Genomic DNA, 14,353 nt, shown 5'->3' on the forward strand with positions numbered 1-14,353 from the left:
CAACGGCAACGGCAACGGCAACGGCAACGGCAACGGCAACGGCAACGCAGGAATTATCGCCAGAACAGAAATACCGCCGACCAGCTGCATCACAACGATATTCATACCCTGACACCACCGGGGCATCAGGCACTGGCGAAGATACGCGGCGCCGCAGGCGCGACGTACTTCGCCGGCAGGCAGCGCCTGCCAGGGTTTTGCGCGCGGGCTGACAGGCGGCTGAACCGCCTGCCGGGGAAAATCAGTTGCTGAAGACGTAGCCGTCATGGAATACATAACCGCTGCTGAACAGGTCACGCGCCCAGGCTTCAAAATCGAAATAGCTGCGCAGCGGCTCCGGCACCTCATTCAGCAGGCCGTTGTCTTCAGCCATTTCACGCGCGTAGTCCTCCTCGCTCTCCGCCTCGCCGCGATACGCATCGTCAAACGCGTCATAGTCACCCTCGCCGGTATATTCCGCCCAGGCGATAAACGCGGCCTCCCTGCCCTCTTCTTCAGCCTGTTTGTACGCGGCGATAAAATCCCAGTCGATGGCGCATTCAGAGACGAACTGCGACGGAATGCCTTCCCAGTCCTGGAACATAAACTCGGCATCCCATTCATCGGCGTGCAGCGCCTGACAGGCCTCGTAAAAATCCTCCCTGCCGTCAAACTCCGTCAGGTCAAACCATTTGCCGAAAATGCTGCCGCAGTTGTATTTGTGGTACGTGCCAACGTAGACAGCGGGCGTGGTGGTCGTAATGCTCATGGAAATTCCTCCGTGGTCGATGTCGTCTGAGTTCCGGCTTACGCCGTGCCGACACGACAGCCCGACAGGGAGCGAAAAATGCAGGGGCGATGCATGAAGCCGCAGCGCCGGTAAACAGCGGAGAGGGTCTGGACGGTTAGCGAGCGAATATTGAGCGAGATAACGACGGGAAGAACCGCGACAGGCATTTAAACAAACGGCGACCGGGTGAAGGCATCGACGTCAGTGAACCCTTGCATTTGCAGCGTTCGGGCTAAAGTAGAGGCACGGCGTTTGCCGCAGGCCGCACGAACGTCACTCACTGCGCGGCCGTAACGCCGTGGAGGTCGCGCCGGAACAGAGGAGCTGGCGACATCCTTTTACGTTGCAGGACCGGCAGGGCCAGGATTGCTCCCGGCCCTGTGGCTGCATCAGATTCGCTCCATCAATATTCTGACATCGTGCAGTGCCTGTTTGAGGGATTCAGGCGTGGGTCTCCCGGCCTCCCACACCTGCCCGACAAGATTTTCCAGGTCGCCTTCCTGTCGCCGCAGTACGCGCATGAGCAGCGCCGCAGGAACGCTTACCTCGCGTGCCACGGCCTCACGGTGTCGTACCAGAAGGTCGCATACGCCTGAATTTGTAACGCCTTCCCTGCGATATACAGCCATATCCGTATTACCGGTTGTTTCCATCAGTCCCTGAATCTCGGCAGGTGCCGGCTTTACATCAAGTTCACCGCAGGCGACATAAAAAGCTTCTTCGGTCCATACCAGCAGTACCAGCGGCTCGTCGGGGGTGAACATGTTTTCAAGCCGGGTGCAGAGTTCTTCGCGTGTTCCGTACATTTTGATTCTCCTGATTCGTCTTCTACGGGCGTTTCCGCCCGCCCGTGTCAGTCTTTAAAGCTGGCGTCCAGCTCCAGCGCCTGCCGGTATGCTTCAAGATAAAGTGCGTTGATGCGGCAAATTGTCTGGCGGGCAAGGCGCTCCGTCAGGTTCTCCGCGTCGTAGCGGTAGCGGGATTCAAGCGCATTGAGCGTGGCGCGCAGATCGCACATGCTGTTTGCCAGGGCGGCAACGTCTGCACGCAGCGCTTCGTTTCCGGCGTAGTTCGTCATGCGGCCTCCGGATACCAGCGGTCGTCATTTGCCGCCGGGGTCTGTATGGCGCGGCGTACCGCATCAAGGCGTTTCTGTCCCGCCTGGTGATACTGCTCCAGCAGTTCGATACCGATGTATCGGCGTCCGGCCTGTAATGCCGCAACGCAGGTCGAGCCGCTGCCAGCAAAGGGATCGAGAACAATGGCGTTCGGGTGCGTGAAGCTCTCGATCAGCGGTTGCAGGCTGGTTACGGGTTTTTCGGTCGGGTGGTGCCGGTTGCCGCTGTATTTCCAGCCCAGCACATCCGGCAGCGGATTCTGCGGAAGGGTCGGGCGGCCTTTTGCCAGCAGGTAGGCACATTCATGGCGGTAGCCAACATAAGCGGACTTCGATGTGTAGGTTTTGGTAAACACCAGGTGGCCGACCACGCTGAATCCGGCACTTTTCCAGGCGGCCATAAAGCGATCGACGCGGTTCCAGCCGTAGAAGCTCACCATCAGCGCGTCTTTTTTCAGGACGCGGTACATCTCATTACATGCGGGCTTGAGCCATTCATCGGTTTTATCGCCGGCGATGGTACGCCCCTGACGGTCACGAAAACCAACCAGATATGGCGGGTCGGTCAGGATAAAATCGACAGCATTATCCGGAAATCCGGTCATGATATGGACGCAATTACCCAGGATAAATCGGGACATGATAGTTCTCCTTTCTCAAATGCGGCGCCAGTTACGCCGTGCCGATACGACAGCCGGGTTAAAAGCGGAGAATGCAGGGGCGGTGCCGCAAGCCGCAGCGCAGTGAAAAAGCAGACGCTGGCTGGACGGTTTGACGGCGAAAATTGAGACGGAAAACGACGGGAAGACAGCGGGTAATGCGTTTGAAATTAACTGCGACCGGGTGAGGACACCGACAGAGTGAACCCTTGCATTCGCAGCGTCCCGGCTACAGTAGCGGCACGGCGGCCACACGATGGCAGGAACCTGAAATACGGCCTATGTTCAGAACTGAGGTGAACCCTGATTAGAGATCCACAGCGGAGAAACACAATGTGCGGTCGGTTTACGCAGTATCACTCCCGCGAGGAGTACCTGGCCTTTCTCGGAGAAGAAGCTGAACGGGATATTCCGTATGATCCGGAGCCCGTCGGCCGCTACAACGTTGCGCCCGGAACCCGGGTATTGCTGCTGAATGAACGCCGCTCGCAGCTGCATCTTGATCCTGTTCACTGGGGTTATGCCCCGGAGTGGTGGAAAAAGCCCGCTCTCATCAACGTCCGAAGTGAAACTGCTGCCGGCAGCCGGATGTTCAGGCCACTCTGGGAGCACGGACGGGCCATTGTTTTTGCCGACGGCTGGTTCGAGTGGAAACAGCAAAACGGCGTAAAACAGCCGTTTTTCATTTACCGAAAGGACGGAAATCCACTCCTGCTCGCAGCCATCGGGAAACAACCATTTGAAAACGGCAATGACCTGGAAGGATTCCTGATCGTCACTGCAGCTGCGGATGAGGGACTGCTGGACATTCACGATCGGCGACCGCTCGTGTACTCACCGGCTGCAGCGCGTAAATGGCTCAGCGAAAACACAACCGGTAAAGAGGCGGAAGACATTGCCCGTGAGGGCAGTCTTTTGGCCGAAGATTTCACATGGCACCCCGTCAGCCGGGCTGTTGGCAATCCCCGGAACCAGGGCCGGGAACTTATAGAGCCGCTGGCTTAGCAGACGATGAGATACCCGGTATCCACTCACAGGGTTATGCACCGTTTCTGTGGATAACCCTGAGCCTGTTTTATCCGCCAGAACAATGACCTGGCAGGCGCTGGTAAAATTCTCCTTGCAGGACGGGAAATATCTTAAATAATACTGTATATAAAAACAGGTATTTTAAGAGGTATGCCATGATCCTTTTCGTCACTCCCGCATCTGAGCCAGCACTGTCCACCGCACCACTTTTCACAGAGCGCTGTCCGGCAGGTTTTCCGTCACCGGCCGCGGACTATACCGAAGACGAACTGGATCTGAATGCCTACTGTATCCGCCGCCCCAGCGCGACCTACTTTGTCCGGGCCATTGGCGATTCGATGAAAGATATGGGCCTGCACTCCGGGGATTTAATGGTTGTCGATAAAGCAGAAAAACCCATGCAGGGGGACATTGTCATCGCGGAAACAGATGGCGAGTTCACCGTTAAACGCCTGCAGCTTAAGCCCCGTATTGCCCTGCTGCCGATGAATCCCGCCTACCCAACCCTCTATCCGGAAGAACTGCAGATATTCGGCGTGGTGATGGCATTCATACACAAGACGCGGGGTAGCAACTGATGTTCGCCCTGGCTGACGTCAACAGCTTCTACGCGAGCTGCGAGAAGGTGTTTCGTCCAGACCTGCGTAACAGGCCTGTTGTGGTGCTCAGTAATAATGATGGTTGTGTCATCGCGCGCAGTGCCGAAGCGAAACGGCTGGGAATTAAAATGGGCGTCCCCTGGTTCCAGCTGAAGACGGCACAATTCCCGGAGCCGGTCACTACGTTCTCGAGCAATTACGAGCTCTATGCGTCTATGTCGAACAGGGTGATGTCTCATCTCGAGGAGCTGGCGCCGCGCGTGGAGCAGTACAGCATCGACGAGATGTTTCTTGATATCCGCGGTATAGACAACTGCATCGATTATGAGGACTTCGGACGGCAGCTGCGCGAGCACGTGCGCTCCGGCACAGGACTCACAATTGGTGTCGGGATGGGGCCGACCAAGACGCTGGCTAAAAGCGCGCAATGGGCGTCGAAAGAGTGGCCACAGTTCGGCGGGGTACTTGCCCTGACGTCACATAATCAGAAGCGAACGGAGAAACTGCTCTCACTGCAGCCGGTTGAAGAAATCTGGGGAGTAGGCCGGAGAATTTCGAAAAAGTTGGGCACTATGGGTATCACTACGGCACTGCAGCTGGCGCGCGCGAACCCTGTATTTATAAGGAAAAATTTCAACGTTGTGCTGGAGAGAACCGTCCGGGAACTCAACGGAGAAAGCTGTATTTCACTGGAAGAAGCACCTCCGCCGAAACAGCAGATTGTCTGCAGCAGGTCCTTTGGGGAGCGCGTCACGACGTATGAAGCTATGCGGCAGGCAGTCTGTCAGTACGCTGAGCGTGCAGCTGAAAAGCTGCGCGGCGAGCGGCAGTTCTGCAGGCATATTGCTGTATTTGTGAAGACGTCGCCGTTCGCGGTGAACGAACCGTATTACGGGAATGTGGCCAGTGAGAAGCTGATGACTCCCACGCAGGATACCAGGGACATCATAGCCGCAGCGGTGAAAGCACTGGATCGGATCTGGGTGAATGGCCATCGATATGCAAAAGCGGGTTGCATGCTCAATGACTTCACTCCTACGGGGGTTTCGCAGCTAAACCTGTTCGATGATACTCAGCCCCGGAGCAACAGTAATCAGCTGATGAAAGTCGTGGACGGTATTAACCATTCAGGACTTGGGAAAGTCTGGTTTGCGGGACGAGGCATTGCTCCTGAGTGGCAAATGAAACGAGAAATACTTTCCCCTGCGTACACAACGCGCTGGAATGATCTCCCGGTGGCAATGATAAGATGATCTGCCACCGAAAGATTTCGCATGCGAAATCTGGGTTATAACGGTCATCGTTCAGACACTGCCTGCAAATTCTCTTTGAATCCGGCACTCAGTTTATTCCTTAGGTTAGACAGATTTCGCATGCGAAATCATTTGATTTAATCACGTCGATGCAGCTGTATAAGAGCCTCAGAAGGACGATAGTGCTGCTTTGCCCACCGCCCGTAATTATTAACGGACTCATACTGACGTTCTGCAGCACCATCACGGTAATACAGTATATGGATAATTCCATGTAGCTGCAGGTAACTGGCTACCGTGGTTACATTATTACGAACGAAGCGCGTATGGCTCTGGAAGGTATCAAGATCTACTCCGTCCTGTCCGTCATCAAGCGCATCAAGAATAAAAGCGATTAATGCAGAAGCGATAGAACGTCTGCCTGAGCCTGCGATATAAGCATCAAGCTCTTGAAAGGTCATGTGGATTTCCTGTTGTAACGGTAGCTGGCATCCTCTTCAATTGCTGCCACGAACCATCCGGTAGCAGTTTGCCTGTCTATGCTATCAGGCAAGGAAGCGACTAACTGCTCAAGTGGAAGTGTACGATTAGCTCTGAATATCAGCGCCGACATACCACACCAGTCCTGGTTACTTTCTGGCTTCCAGCCGATGCTGAACATCAATGCTAACGCTGTCTGAGCTGCCCACAACGGAGTTTCAGTTGGGTTAGAAGCCCATGAAAGTAACGCCGCGCCGGGTACGGGCCTGCTTCTTGTAACGTATCCTAGATTGATAGCCGCTTCTGTTAATGCGGCAGCTGCTTCGGATTGCGTTCCAGGATATCGAAGCGTCCAGAGGCGGACAATTTGGCCACGGAATGCCGTGGCCATTTCGGTGAAAGGGGTTGATTTCATCACTGACAGCGCATCCCTTTGACGCGTAGTTCAGAAGCCTCAACTGAAATCTCACCAATTTCCAGTTTCACCCACACATACCCCGCTTCGTCTGGCGCGCGGTCAGTCATTATGACTCCTTGCTGGCCGTCTAACTCGACAACAACCTGCCAGGTTTTCACATCTGAATTGCTGTCCAAAGGCTTGGTAGACTTTTTGTTCCGAGCCTTAGATTTCGCATGCGAAATCTCACCTTTGCTTTTGTTCTTCACTTCATCAAGAACCGCTTTAACCTGCGCGCGTGAAATACCAGACACCCGCGCAGCTGCGACTAGCTTCTCGGCCTCTTCGGGAGACTTTTCATTTACCTGTATCAGTGTGTATGCCAGATCGACATCGGATGTGACTTTATCACGGAGAAGGGCGGTAACATTTTCCGGTGCATCAATGAGCCGAAGATGCTTACTGACAAATGAGGTAGGCTTACCCATTGTTTTTGCGATCTGCTCACCCGTCATATTGAACTGATGCTTGAGCTCATAGAACGATTTTGCGGTCGCTAATGGTTTCAAACCAGACTGCTGCAGGTTTTCAATGAGCTGGCCGATGATGCGTTCTTTTCTTTCCCGCGGTGGTTTACCAACATATATATCAATATGGGTATCGCCACGTTTTCGAGCAGTACGAACTCGCGTTTCGCCTAACCATATCTGGTAACCACGTCTGTCACGAGGATAGCAACGAGGTGGGGTAAGCATCCCTATAGTTTCAAAGGTGTCAGACATACCATCGATAACTTCTTCATCGAAGTCTTCTTCAGGTCGCACTTGTTCTTCAGCATACACAAGATTTATATCTACACGGATTATCTGCCCATCTGGCTCGATGTCCGGGCGTGCTATATCCGCCATAATCTGGTGCGCAGCTATATCATGGCTCTGCTCATCTGGCTGTTTGTTTACAATGACATGTTCGATATCAGGTACAGCAGTCGCATTTTTTTTCATTTCCTGCTGCGCTTGGAGTCGTTTCATGAACGGTTTCTTAGCCATCACTTACCTCCAGCGAGCTTAATAATTTTCTGTGTAAGTTCTTTATACTGGATTGCAGGAAGACATTTAGGGTCATATTCATCAAAGGATAGACCAAGCTCGATCGCCTCTTTTGCAGCTGCAGGTACAAATGATATATAAGCGAGAATGTATTCTTCGGAGTACCCCTTACCCTGAAGGATCTCGATGAGGAGATTCAGGTTCAGTGTATCTATAGGCCCCAGGTACCCTTCTTTGAGCGGCTTTTTGTAATTTTTCACCTGCGTCTGGGTCACATACGTCCCCATAAACTGGAGAGAAGGGTTATAGTTCCGCTTAATTTTCTGCATATAGGCAAGCTGTTTACCTACTGCATTACGGGCCTGTTTCTCCAGCAGAGTAGGTATCAGAAGGTAATCAGCTGACATATGAGCTGCGATCATGACATTCGAATATGATGGTGCTGAATCGGCAATAATAAAATCAAACTGCTTCTTCAGTTCTTCAATACGGTCCCTGAAGTCGAACATGCAATCGCTGTTGCGATAGTTAATTTCATTTAGTTCACTGGTAGCACCAATAAAGAAGCGCCCGCCGGGAAGTTCAATGGGTCTAACCTCTGTATCCGGGAAGAAAAGCTGATATGTGTTCGCCTCGCCAGGAGAAAAACTGTTACTTAAAGGTTCACGTTCAATTTCATAAGGTAAGTCATCGGGGAAAGCTCTCTCCGTCAGACCTGTTGTCCAATCCATGTCAATTTCAAGCACACGGAAGCCAGCATTACGAAGGTCATGTGCAATTTCACTGGATGACTGCGATTTAACGATTCCGCCCTTCTGGCTGCATACAACGATAAGTTTTCCGATGGGTCCAATTTTCAGGGTCATGGATCTGTCCTTAAGATTTCGCATGCGAAATGTTTGAGAAGGGGCGGCACGACTTGAGAGAGCATTTCAGTAATGTAATGAGATGATTACAGTGTTTCATACACACTCCTATGAGTCAGGCGTTTCGCCAGATGCAAAAGCAGCTATCTGCCTCTGCGTTGGTTGTCGTGCTTTCAGGACGACAAAAACAGTATACAGAAAAAATATAGAGCATCAATAATGATACGCAATAGATTTCGCATGCGAAATCACATTTAGTCAGCGAAGTTGACGCGATCATCGGGGTCGCGGGACTGGTGTAGAAGGAGAATTTCAGATCGTCGGGGGTAGCAACCTTCGGCAATTGGTGCTGTATGTATACCTCCACGGCGTCAACTATGCAGTCGGTGTACCACATTCTAGCGGCTTTTTTCTGCCCCTTTTTTAATTCCCCGCGCCAGCCTAGACGCTCAGGTGATTCTGTCCAGTTGAAAAATAATGGAAAAAGACTTGTTAACAGGTCTTTTCACGTGTAAGTTAGAGACTAGTTAAAAGGTCTCAAAAGGTGGTCTATGCCTAACATCATTCTCAGTGACACAAGCGCCAGTGTCAGCGAACTCAAGAAAAACCCAATGGCGACTGTCAGCGCCGGTGATGGCTACCCGGTTGCTATTCTGAACCGAAACCAGCCTGCTTTTTACTGTGTTCCGGCAGAGCTGTACGAGAAAATGCTCGATGCTCTGGACGATCAGGAGCTGGTTAAGCTTGTAGCAGAACGCAGCAACCAGCAACTGCATGACGTGGATCTGGATAGCTATCTATGACTTACGCTGTCAAATTCAGGGAAGATGCATTGAAAGAATGGCAAAAGCTGGACAAGCCTATTCAGCAGCAGTTTGCAAAAAAGCTAAAGAAGTGCAGTGAAAACCCGCATATTCCTTCTGCAAAACTGCGCGGGATAAAGGACTGCTACAAAATCAAACTTCGAGCGTCTGGCTTTCGTCTGGTCTATCAGGTGATTGACGATCAATTAATTATCGCTGTTGTAGCTGTAGGAAAACGTGAACGTAGTGACGTTTATAATCTTGCCAGTAAACGAATGAGATAATCATTCATTTTTATGTTTGGAGGTCATAATGGATTACCGTTCTCTTATGAAAAACTCATTCAGCGAAATGAGAAAGTACAGCCGTCAAACCGTTATGGTTACTCAGTCCCTAACATCCTTTGGTCGATATAAGCCTCGGCCAGCCTTTCAGGACTGGATTGAGCGCCTTAATAAAAATGATCGCTTGCCCCGTGGTCGTTTCTTTGCTGGAAAAAAACCTGGTCGTCGCCTTTCGATTTTTGATGAAATTTAGCTTTCAGACAAAGCCGCGCCAGCGGCCTTTTTGTTACCTCCTCATTTAATTCCCCGCACCGTGGACACAACAGTCATTCTATCCAGTTTTCTCAGTGCTTCGCTCCGCCATCGTCAATCCTCCACCTAGAATGTACAAAAAATGCCATTTATCCTGGACATTTCGGCACTATCGGAAAAAGTGTCCAGAAAATATTTCTGGTGACCGTATTTAATTTTGTTGACCCACCGCGCAAACCGTGAGTCTGTTCAGATCTTGCATCTGAGCAGGCGAAGGGTTGGACAAGACCGGCGGGCGCGACAGCCTGTCACATTGGGGTATACCAAAATGATACCAGCGGCAGTTACTCAAAATTCTTGCTATGGTACTATTTAAAAGTTACTGATATATTTAATACTACTTAAATGTTACCAATGGCGAAATAATGTACATTTACGCATACCTCCGGGCATCAACATTAGAGCAGGATGCCTTGCGCGCTAAAAACAGGCTTAAGGAATTCGCCGCTCATCATGGACAGCGTATTGCCGGATGGTACGTTGAGAATGCATCTGGAGCTTCGCTGGAGCGCCCAGAGCTGACACGTATGCTTTCTGATATGGAGTCCGGAGATGTCATTCTGATTGAACAGGTGGACCGGTTATCACGCCTCAGCGATGATGACTGGGATACGCTTAAACGCCGTATCCTTGAGAAAGATCTCTCCGTCATTAGTCTCGACCTGCCGACCAGCCATATAGCTCTCACTCATGCAGCTTCAGATGAGTTCACCCGGAGCATGCTAAGAGCGGTTAACGGAATGATGCTCGACATGCTGGCAGCTATTGCGCGTAAGGATTACCAGGATCGCCGTCGGCGACAGAGAGAAGGCGTGGATAAAGCCAGGCAGGAAGGAAAATATGCCGGACGCCAGCCAGATGTGGCCAAACATGAATTAATCAGGACATTACGCCTGCAGAACGGTAAATCCATTAATGAAACCGCGCGGCTTGCCGGGGTTTCCCGTATGACAGTTATTCGTGTGTGCAAAAATAATAAAATAGGGCAGGGTACTGCCTCAGCCGGGACCTGAGGTGACTTAGTTATGAAAATTACTTCGCATGATATAAAGATCTTTAACCGCCTTTTTGAAAGCACCCCAGGATACATCCTGGATTTCAGTGACCGAACCATGCGCGAGTTTTTTGAGGAGGAACTGACCATCAATATCGAAGATGAAGCTTATCTCGAGGATGGCACATCAAAAGCCAAAAGACTGCGCTGTTTCATTAAGAAAACGGACCGCGACACCGTACTCAAAGTTATAACCAGACTATGGGAATACCGGAAAACCATTCCTGGCGGTGTCATCACAGCTCAGGATGAAGCTGCGTATGGTGGGTTTATTGCAAAAATACAGGGGGCAGACAGTCAGGCTGCATACGGCATATCCCCTGCATTAATCGCTCCTGTCGGCATAGATAACGATTATTTTATCCGTGGTCTGGAATCTTTGCATAAACAACCACCCCATCAGAGGGGTTACAGCTTCGAGGTGTGGCTCAATGAACTATTCGCAGCCTTCTGGCTCTCCCCTAAAGGAGCATTCAGGCTAAAGGGCGAACAGATAGATGGCAGCTTTATGCTGAATAACGAGACGTATCTGGTCGAAGCAAAATGGCACAGCGCCAAAACCGGTAATGCCGATCTTCACGTCTTTCAGGGTAAGCTGGAACAGAAAGTTGCCTGGGCACGTGGCGTGTTCATCAGTTGGGCAGGTTTTACACGGGACGGTCTGGAAGCATGGGGGAAGGGAAAGCGGGTTATCTGCGTTAGCGGCTATGACCTTGTCCTAATGCTGAAAAATAACATTAGTTTCAGGATGCTAATGGAAGAAAAAATTCGCCGAGCGGCTGAAACCGGAAGTTTATACGTTAAGATCGACGAAATTTATCCAAATATCATTAAATAAGGGGTTTGATGCTCAGCGTAACGATTTCTATCGTGAGATTTCACTCGACTAACATCACCCCTTAAGATATGAAGCAATGATGAGGTAAGCCTGTGCCGTAAACAAGCTTACCACTTACTTTTAGATATCTTCAGCGTCGTAGTATTCAGCCTGTTCAGTATCAGATACTACATTGGTAATTTCAAAATCCTCATCAATGAAGATCCATTTTTCATCACGCCATAACAAACCTATGTTGGCATCGACTTCAAATTCAGAACCTGAGTAGGCATGATCTGGCAACTGATCCCCTTGATAGAGGAAAGAGACCTTCAAGTTTAAAATTCCTTTATTTTCATCATAATGCGTTTCTGTCACAGTCAGGTCTTCCACAGTGAAGCCCTCTGCATTTGTGGAGGCGATCTCGCCTGAAAGTTCGTGCTCTACTGCCATTTCAAATGCAGCATAAGGACCATCAGTATAAGTATCCCAGTAGTTATGGATTACATCCGCGAAATCAGAATCACCAAATGCAGCCATCAACAAACGAGGTTCCAGCGGTGCGTATTTTGCTACCCTGTTAAGTTCATGATAGTTTGAAAATTTTGACTGCCTGGCGATGATTTCTAATGCCTGACTGTGCGTGAGTACAGAACTGGCACGCGCCATCTTTTTGGCTTTAGTGCTGATGATTTTGAGACAAGAATAATGTGACATGGCCGTTCTCCAAATTTTAGACGCTTTTGGAAACCGATAGCCTGCTAACCGGACTCCGCGCGTCACAAATGTGGGCGAGCCAAGTATTGTGTGGGTAGAACCTAAAACTGATGGGCTATTGCTTTGCGAGACAGGCGCCAGGTGACCATCACCACCTGCCGCTATGATGGCAAAATCGTCTTGTTAAGTCAAACCAGACAATATTTTTGCAGAATGCAGAAAGAGAAAAGCCACCCATAGGGTGGCTTTTCCGGTACTAACTTTGGCGCTCAGGTCCGAAGAAGTCTGAGCCTTGATGAGGAAAATACTATGCTAATTTGACGTATACGTCAACCGTAATAAGATGGAGCAAAATAGCGGAGCCGTGTATGAACCTGGAAGACTACATCTCAGAAGAGCGTCTGAAAATCTACGAAAGCATTCTGAAGCTTAAAAAAGAAGAAACAATAGAAGCGTATAACTGGAACAAAGCATTAAGCAGCGCCATGCACCCCCTCATGCACTGCCTTGAGGTCACTCTAAGGAACAGTATTGACTATAGCATACGTCATACCCCACCTCCTGGAGCAGCTCCGGCAGGTGCGCCGGCACTGTATCGGACAGACAAAAACTGGATTTTTGACCTGTTTCGTTACTTGGGCGATAAACAATTCATCAGGCAGAATAAGCGCTATAAATTCGATTCGAACGGGAAAATACAGTATCTGGCAAATGGCTTTCCGGCGTATAAAACGACAACCTGGGAAGAGAAGACTATCAGGAAGGTATCCAAACGTATCACCGATGCTGGTAAGCAGGTAACAGCTGAGCGTGTTATATCAGGGCTCGATTTTGGCTTTTGGACAAACTTACTGACAAGCTCATATGAAGACCCACGCACCAGGACATTACTATGGCCAAATCTTTTGACCGAGGTGTTTCCAGGTGCTCCCGCGGGCACTAAGCGGCATGTACTTGAGAATAAATTCAACCAGATAAGGGAGCTACGGAACAGGCTCTCTCATCACGAGGCTATCTGGAAGTTCCAATATGAAGATCCTCGTACTGGAAAACCAGATTACAACAATCCCGTGTTTGGTCTAAATGCATCGCTCATTTTGTTGTCAAAAAACTATGACAACATGCTGGAGTTACTTAAATGGTTAAGCCCGGACAGGTATGAGTCATTTTTGGATAATGGACATGATTCCCGCTTTAGAATTCTATGTACAAAAGAAGGGTTATACAGCTTTGTCCGCCCAACAAAAATATTAGACTCGTTAGATATTGGTCAGAACCGACAGTTGCTCAAGCTACTTAAAAACCTGAAAAAGAACAAAGCGTATAGACTGATGGACAGGAAAAAACTGGTAGCCATAATCGGGCAGGATTATCTACGCCGTTAACTCAAAATCAGACAGCACCCGATACAGAGGTCGTCTAAACATCCCTCCCTGGCTCTCCCTGTCTGGCTATCAAAGTAAACAGGTGGGGCAGGGAGGCATCCCCTTCAGGCTCTGCCTGCCAGCCACAGCGATCAAACAGCTTCATCACCCCCGCTACGTTCCCCGTCAGACGCGCTGTCAGCGGATTTGTCTGTCTGCCATCATCGTCAAAAGCTACATCGAGGTTGCTCCGTGAAAGATAAATGCCGTTGACGTTGGTATTCAAAGCCACGGCATACCGACCGGACCATTCCCGATCGCCCAACAGGCGGTAGTTCCAGTGCATGTCCTTCGCTGTCTCCAGGGCATACGTCAGCCGGAACAGGTCGTTCTGCTCAGACAGTTCGCCGGTGCAAGATCGCCAGAGGTAGTTCAGTTTGCTGGCCAGCTTCGCGCTGACACCCAGCTGGCGCCCTTGTTTCAGAAGCCACTCGATATCGGGAGTAACATCTCGCGAAAAACGCCGTTGCTTCAGTGCGGTAGCCAGCCAGCGTGTGAGAAAAAGGTTTTCCTGCGCCGGTGATAACACATCACCTTTTTGTCTGGCCAGCGCAAGCGCCACCAGGGCACACCAAGCCAGGTGGCCCGATTTTTCTGTCAGCGTCACTGCGTGTCCTTCTCCTTTCTGTTCCTGGTTGTTCATGCATCACTCTGGCATATTTTAACCGTAAAGAAGGCAGCCAGTCATATGAAACTAAGCGATTACTATAAATTTATTCAATGC

20 protein-coding genes are annotated in these 14,353 nt (G+C 50.4%); 9 read left to right on the forward strand and 11 right to left on the reverse strand.

What is annotated here, in order from left to right; translation table 11 throughout:
• The 5 genes from BMW97_RS24150 to BMW97_RS22415 all read right to left on the reverse strand — a co-directional run.
• The coding region (locus BMW97_RS24150) for a hypothetical protein (RefSeq protein WP_175481452.1) at positions 1-267 on the reverse strand (267 nt) is incomplete at its 3' end.
• Positions 242-748: an antirestriction protein ArdA gene (locus BMW97_RS22395; RefSeq protein ID WP_090393131.1), complete on the reverse strand. Its 507-nt coding sequence runs from the start codon at positions 746-748 to the stop codon at positions 242-244. The genes BMW97_RS22395 and BMW97_RS24150, both read right to left, overlap by 26 nt.
• Positions 749-1,158: 410 nt before the next feature.
• Positions 1,159-1,575: a DUF1380 family protein gene (locus BMW97_RS22405; RefSeq protein ID WP_090393133.1), complete on the reverse strand. Its 417-nt coding sequence runs from the start codon at positions 1,573-1,575 to the stop codon at positions 1,159-1,161.
• Between the two features lie 47 nt (positions 1,576-1,622).
• Complete coding sequence (locus BMW97_RS22410) at positions 1,623-1,847, reverse strand: hypothetical protein (protein WP_045420362.1); 225 nt, start codon at positions 1,845-1,847, stop codon at positions 1,623-1,625.
• Positions 1,844-2,527: a DNA methylase gene (locus tag BMW97_RS22415; protein WP_090393135.1), complete on the reverse strand. Its 684-nt coding sequence runs from the start codon at positions 2,525-2,527 to the stop codon at positions 1,844-1,846. The genes BMW97_RS22410 and BMW97_RS22415 overlap by 4 nt, the downstream gene beginning before the upstream one ends.
• 351 nt (positions 2,528-2,878) lie before the next feature.
• Between BMW97_RS22415 and BMW97_RS22420 the strand changes: the two genes are divergently transcribed.
• The 3 genes from BMW97_RS22420 to BMW97_RS22430 all read left to right on the forward strand — a co-directional run bounded on the left by BMW97_RS22420 (position 2,879) and on the right by BMW97_RS22430 (position 5,426).
• A complete protein-coding gene (locus BMW97_RS22420) occupies positions 2,879-3,550 on the forward strand; it encodes an SOS response-associated peptidase family protein (protein ID WP_090393137.1) in 672 nt (223 codons plus the stop codon).
• A 179-nt stretch (positions 3,551-3,729) separates the two neighbouring features.
• Entirely contained in the window at positions 3,730-4,152 is a 423-nt protein-coding gene (gene umuD / locus BMW97_RS22425) for a translesion error-prone DNA polymerase V autoproteolytic subunit (protein WP_000600201.1), read from the forward strand.
• Positions 4,152-5,426: a Y-family DNA polymerase gene (locus BMW97_RS22430; RefSeq protein WP_090393140.1), complete on the forward strand. Its 1,275-nt coding sequence runs from the start codon at positions 4,152-4,154 to the stop codon at positions 5,424-5,426. The genes umuD and BMW97_RS22430 overlap by 1 nt, the downstream gene beginning before the upstream one ends.
• 137 nt (positions 5,427-5,563) lie before the next feature.
• On the opposite strand, the gene BMW97_RS24155 is transcribed toward BMW97_RS22430, so the two are convergent.
• Genes BMW97_RS24155 through BMW97_RS22450 form a run of 4 tightly spaced genes read right to left on the reverse strand, consistent with a single transcriptional unit; the run spans position 5,564 to position 8,218 of the window.
• Entirely contained in the window at positions 5,564-5,887 is a 324-nt protein-coding gene (locus BMW97_RS24155) for a hypothetical protein (protein ID WP_045420379.1), read from the reverse strand.
• Complete coding sequence (locus BMW97_RS22440) at positions 5,884-6,321, reverse strand: hypothetical protein (protein ID WP_090393142.1); 438 nt, start codon at positions 6,319-6,321, stop codon at positions 5,884-5,886. The genes BMW97_RS24155 and BMW97_RS22440 overlap by 4 nt, the downstream gene beginning before the upstream one ends.
• Complete coding sequence (locus BMW97_RS22445) at positions 6,321-7,352, reverse strand: ParB/RepB/Spo0J family partition protein (RefSeq protein ID WP_090393144.1); 1,032 nt, start codon at positions 7,350-7,352, stop codon at positions 6,321-6,323. Before BMW97_RS22445 ends, BMW97_RS22440 begins: the two co-directional genes overlap by 1 nt.
• Positions 7,352-8,218: a ParA family protein gene (locus BMW97_RS22450; protein ID WP_090393147.1), complete on the reverse strand. Its 867-nt coding sequence runs from the start codon at positions 8,216-8,218 to the stop codon at positions 7,352-7,354. Before BMW97_RS22450 ends, BMW97_RS22445 begins: the two co-directional genes overlap by 1 nt.
• A gap of 551 nt (positions 8,219-8,769) precedes the next feature.
• On the opposite strand from BMW97_RS22450, the gene BMW97_RS22460 reads away from it, so the two are divergent.
• The 5 genes from BMW97_RS22460 (at position 8,770) to BMW97_RS22480 (ending at position 11,509) form a co-directional block, all read left to right on the forward strand.
• A complete protein-coding gene (locus BMW97_RS22460; protein WP_049032767.1) occupies positions 8,770-9,021 on the forward strand; it encodes a type II toxin-antitoxin system Phd/YefM family antitoxin in 252 nt (83 codons plus the stop codon).
• Positions 9,018-9,305, forward strand: coding sequence for a type II toxin-antitoxin system RelE family toxin (locus BMW97_RS22465; RefSeq protein ID WP_090393149.1), 288 nt, complete (start codon positions 9,018-9,020; stop codon positions 9,303-9,305). The genes BMW97_RS22460 and BMW97_RS22465 overlap by 4 nt, the downstream gene beginning before the upstream one ends.
• 28 nt (positions 9,306-9,333) lie before the next feature.
• Positions 9,334-9,558: a hypothetical protein gene (locus BMW97_RS22470; protein WP_139177229.1), complete on the forward strand. Its 225-nt coding sequence runs from the start codon at positions 9,334-9,336 to the stop codon at positions 9,556-9,558.
• Between the two features lie 424 nt (positions 9,559-9,982).
• Positions 9,983-10,630: a recombinase family protein gene (locus BMW97_RS22475; protein ID WP_087872532.1), complete on the forward strand. Its 648-nt coding sequence runs from the start codon at positions 9,983-9,985 to the stop codon at positions 10,628-10,630.
• A 12-nt stretch (positions 10,631-10,642) separates the two neighbouring features.
• Positions 10,643-11,509, forward strand: a complete 867-nt coding sequence (locus BMW97_RS22480) for a restriction endonuclease (protein WP_090393152.1) — start codon at positions 10,643-10,645, stop codon at positions 11,507-11,509.
• 120 nt (positions 11,510-11,629) lie between these two features.
• On the opposite strand, the gene BMW97_RS24365 is transcribed toward BMW97_RS22480, so the two are convergent.
• Positions 11,630-12,205: a hypothetical protein gene (locus BMW97_RS24365; RefSeq protein ID WP_254783063.1), complete on the reverse strand. Its 576-nt coding sequence runs from the start codon at positions 12,203-12,205 to the stop codon at positions 11,630-11,632.
• A 368-nt stretch (positions 12,206-12,573) separates the two neighbouring features.
• On the opposite strand from BMW97_RS24365, the gene BMW97_RS22490 reads away from it, so the two are divergent.
• Complete coding sequence (locus tag BMW97_RS22490) at positions 12,574-13,590, forward strand: Abi family protein (protein ID WP_090393154.1); 1,017 nt, start codon at positions 12,574-12,576, stop codon at positions 13,588-13,590.
• A gap of 34 nt (positions 13,591-13,624) precedes the next feature.
• On the opposite strand, the gene BMW97_RS22495 is transcribed toward BMW97_RS22490, so the two are convergent.
• The gene (locus BMW97_RS22495) at positions 13,625-14,236 is read right to left on the reverse strand and encodes a DUF2913 family protein (protein ID WP_090393244.1); all 612 of its coding nucleotides are present in this window, start codon (positions 14,234-14,236) and stop codon (positions 13,625-13,627) included.
• Between the last annotated feature and the right edge of the window lie 117 nt (positions 14,237-14,353).

Origin of the sequence: Enterobacter sp. NFIX58 (genome assembly GCF_900110475.1) — a bacterium.
GTDB classification, from domain to species: domain Bacteria; phylum Pseudomonadota; class Gammaproteobacteria; order Enterobacterales; family Enterobacteriaceae; genus Enterobacter; species Enterobacter quasiroggenkampii.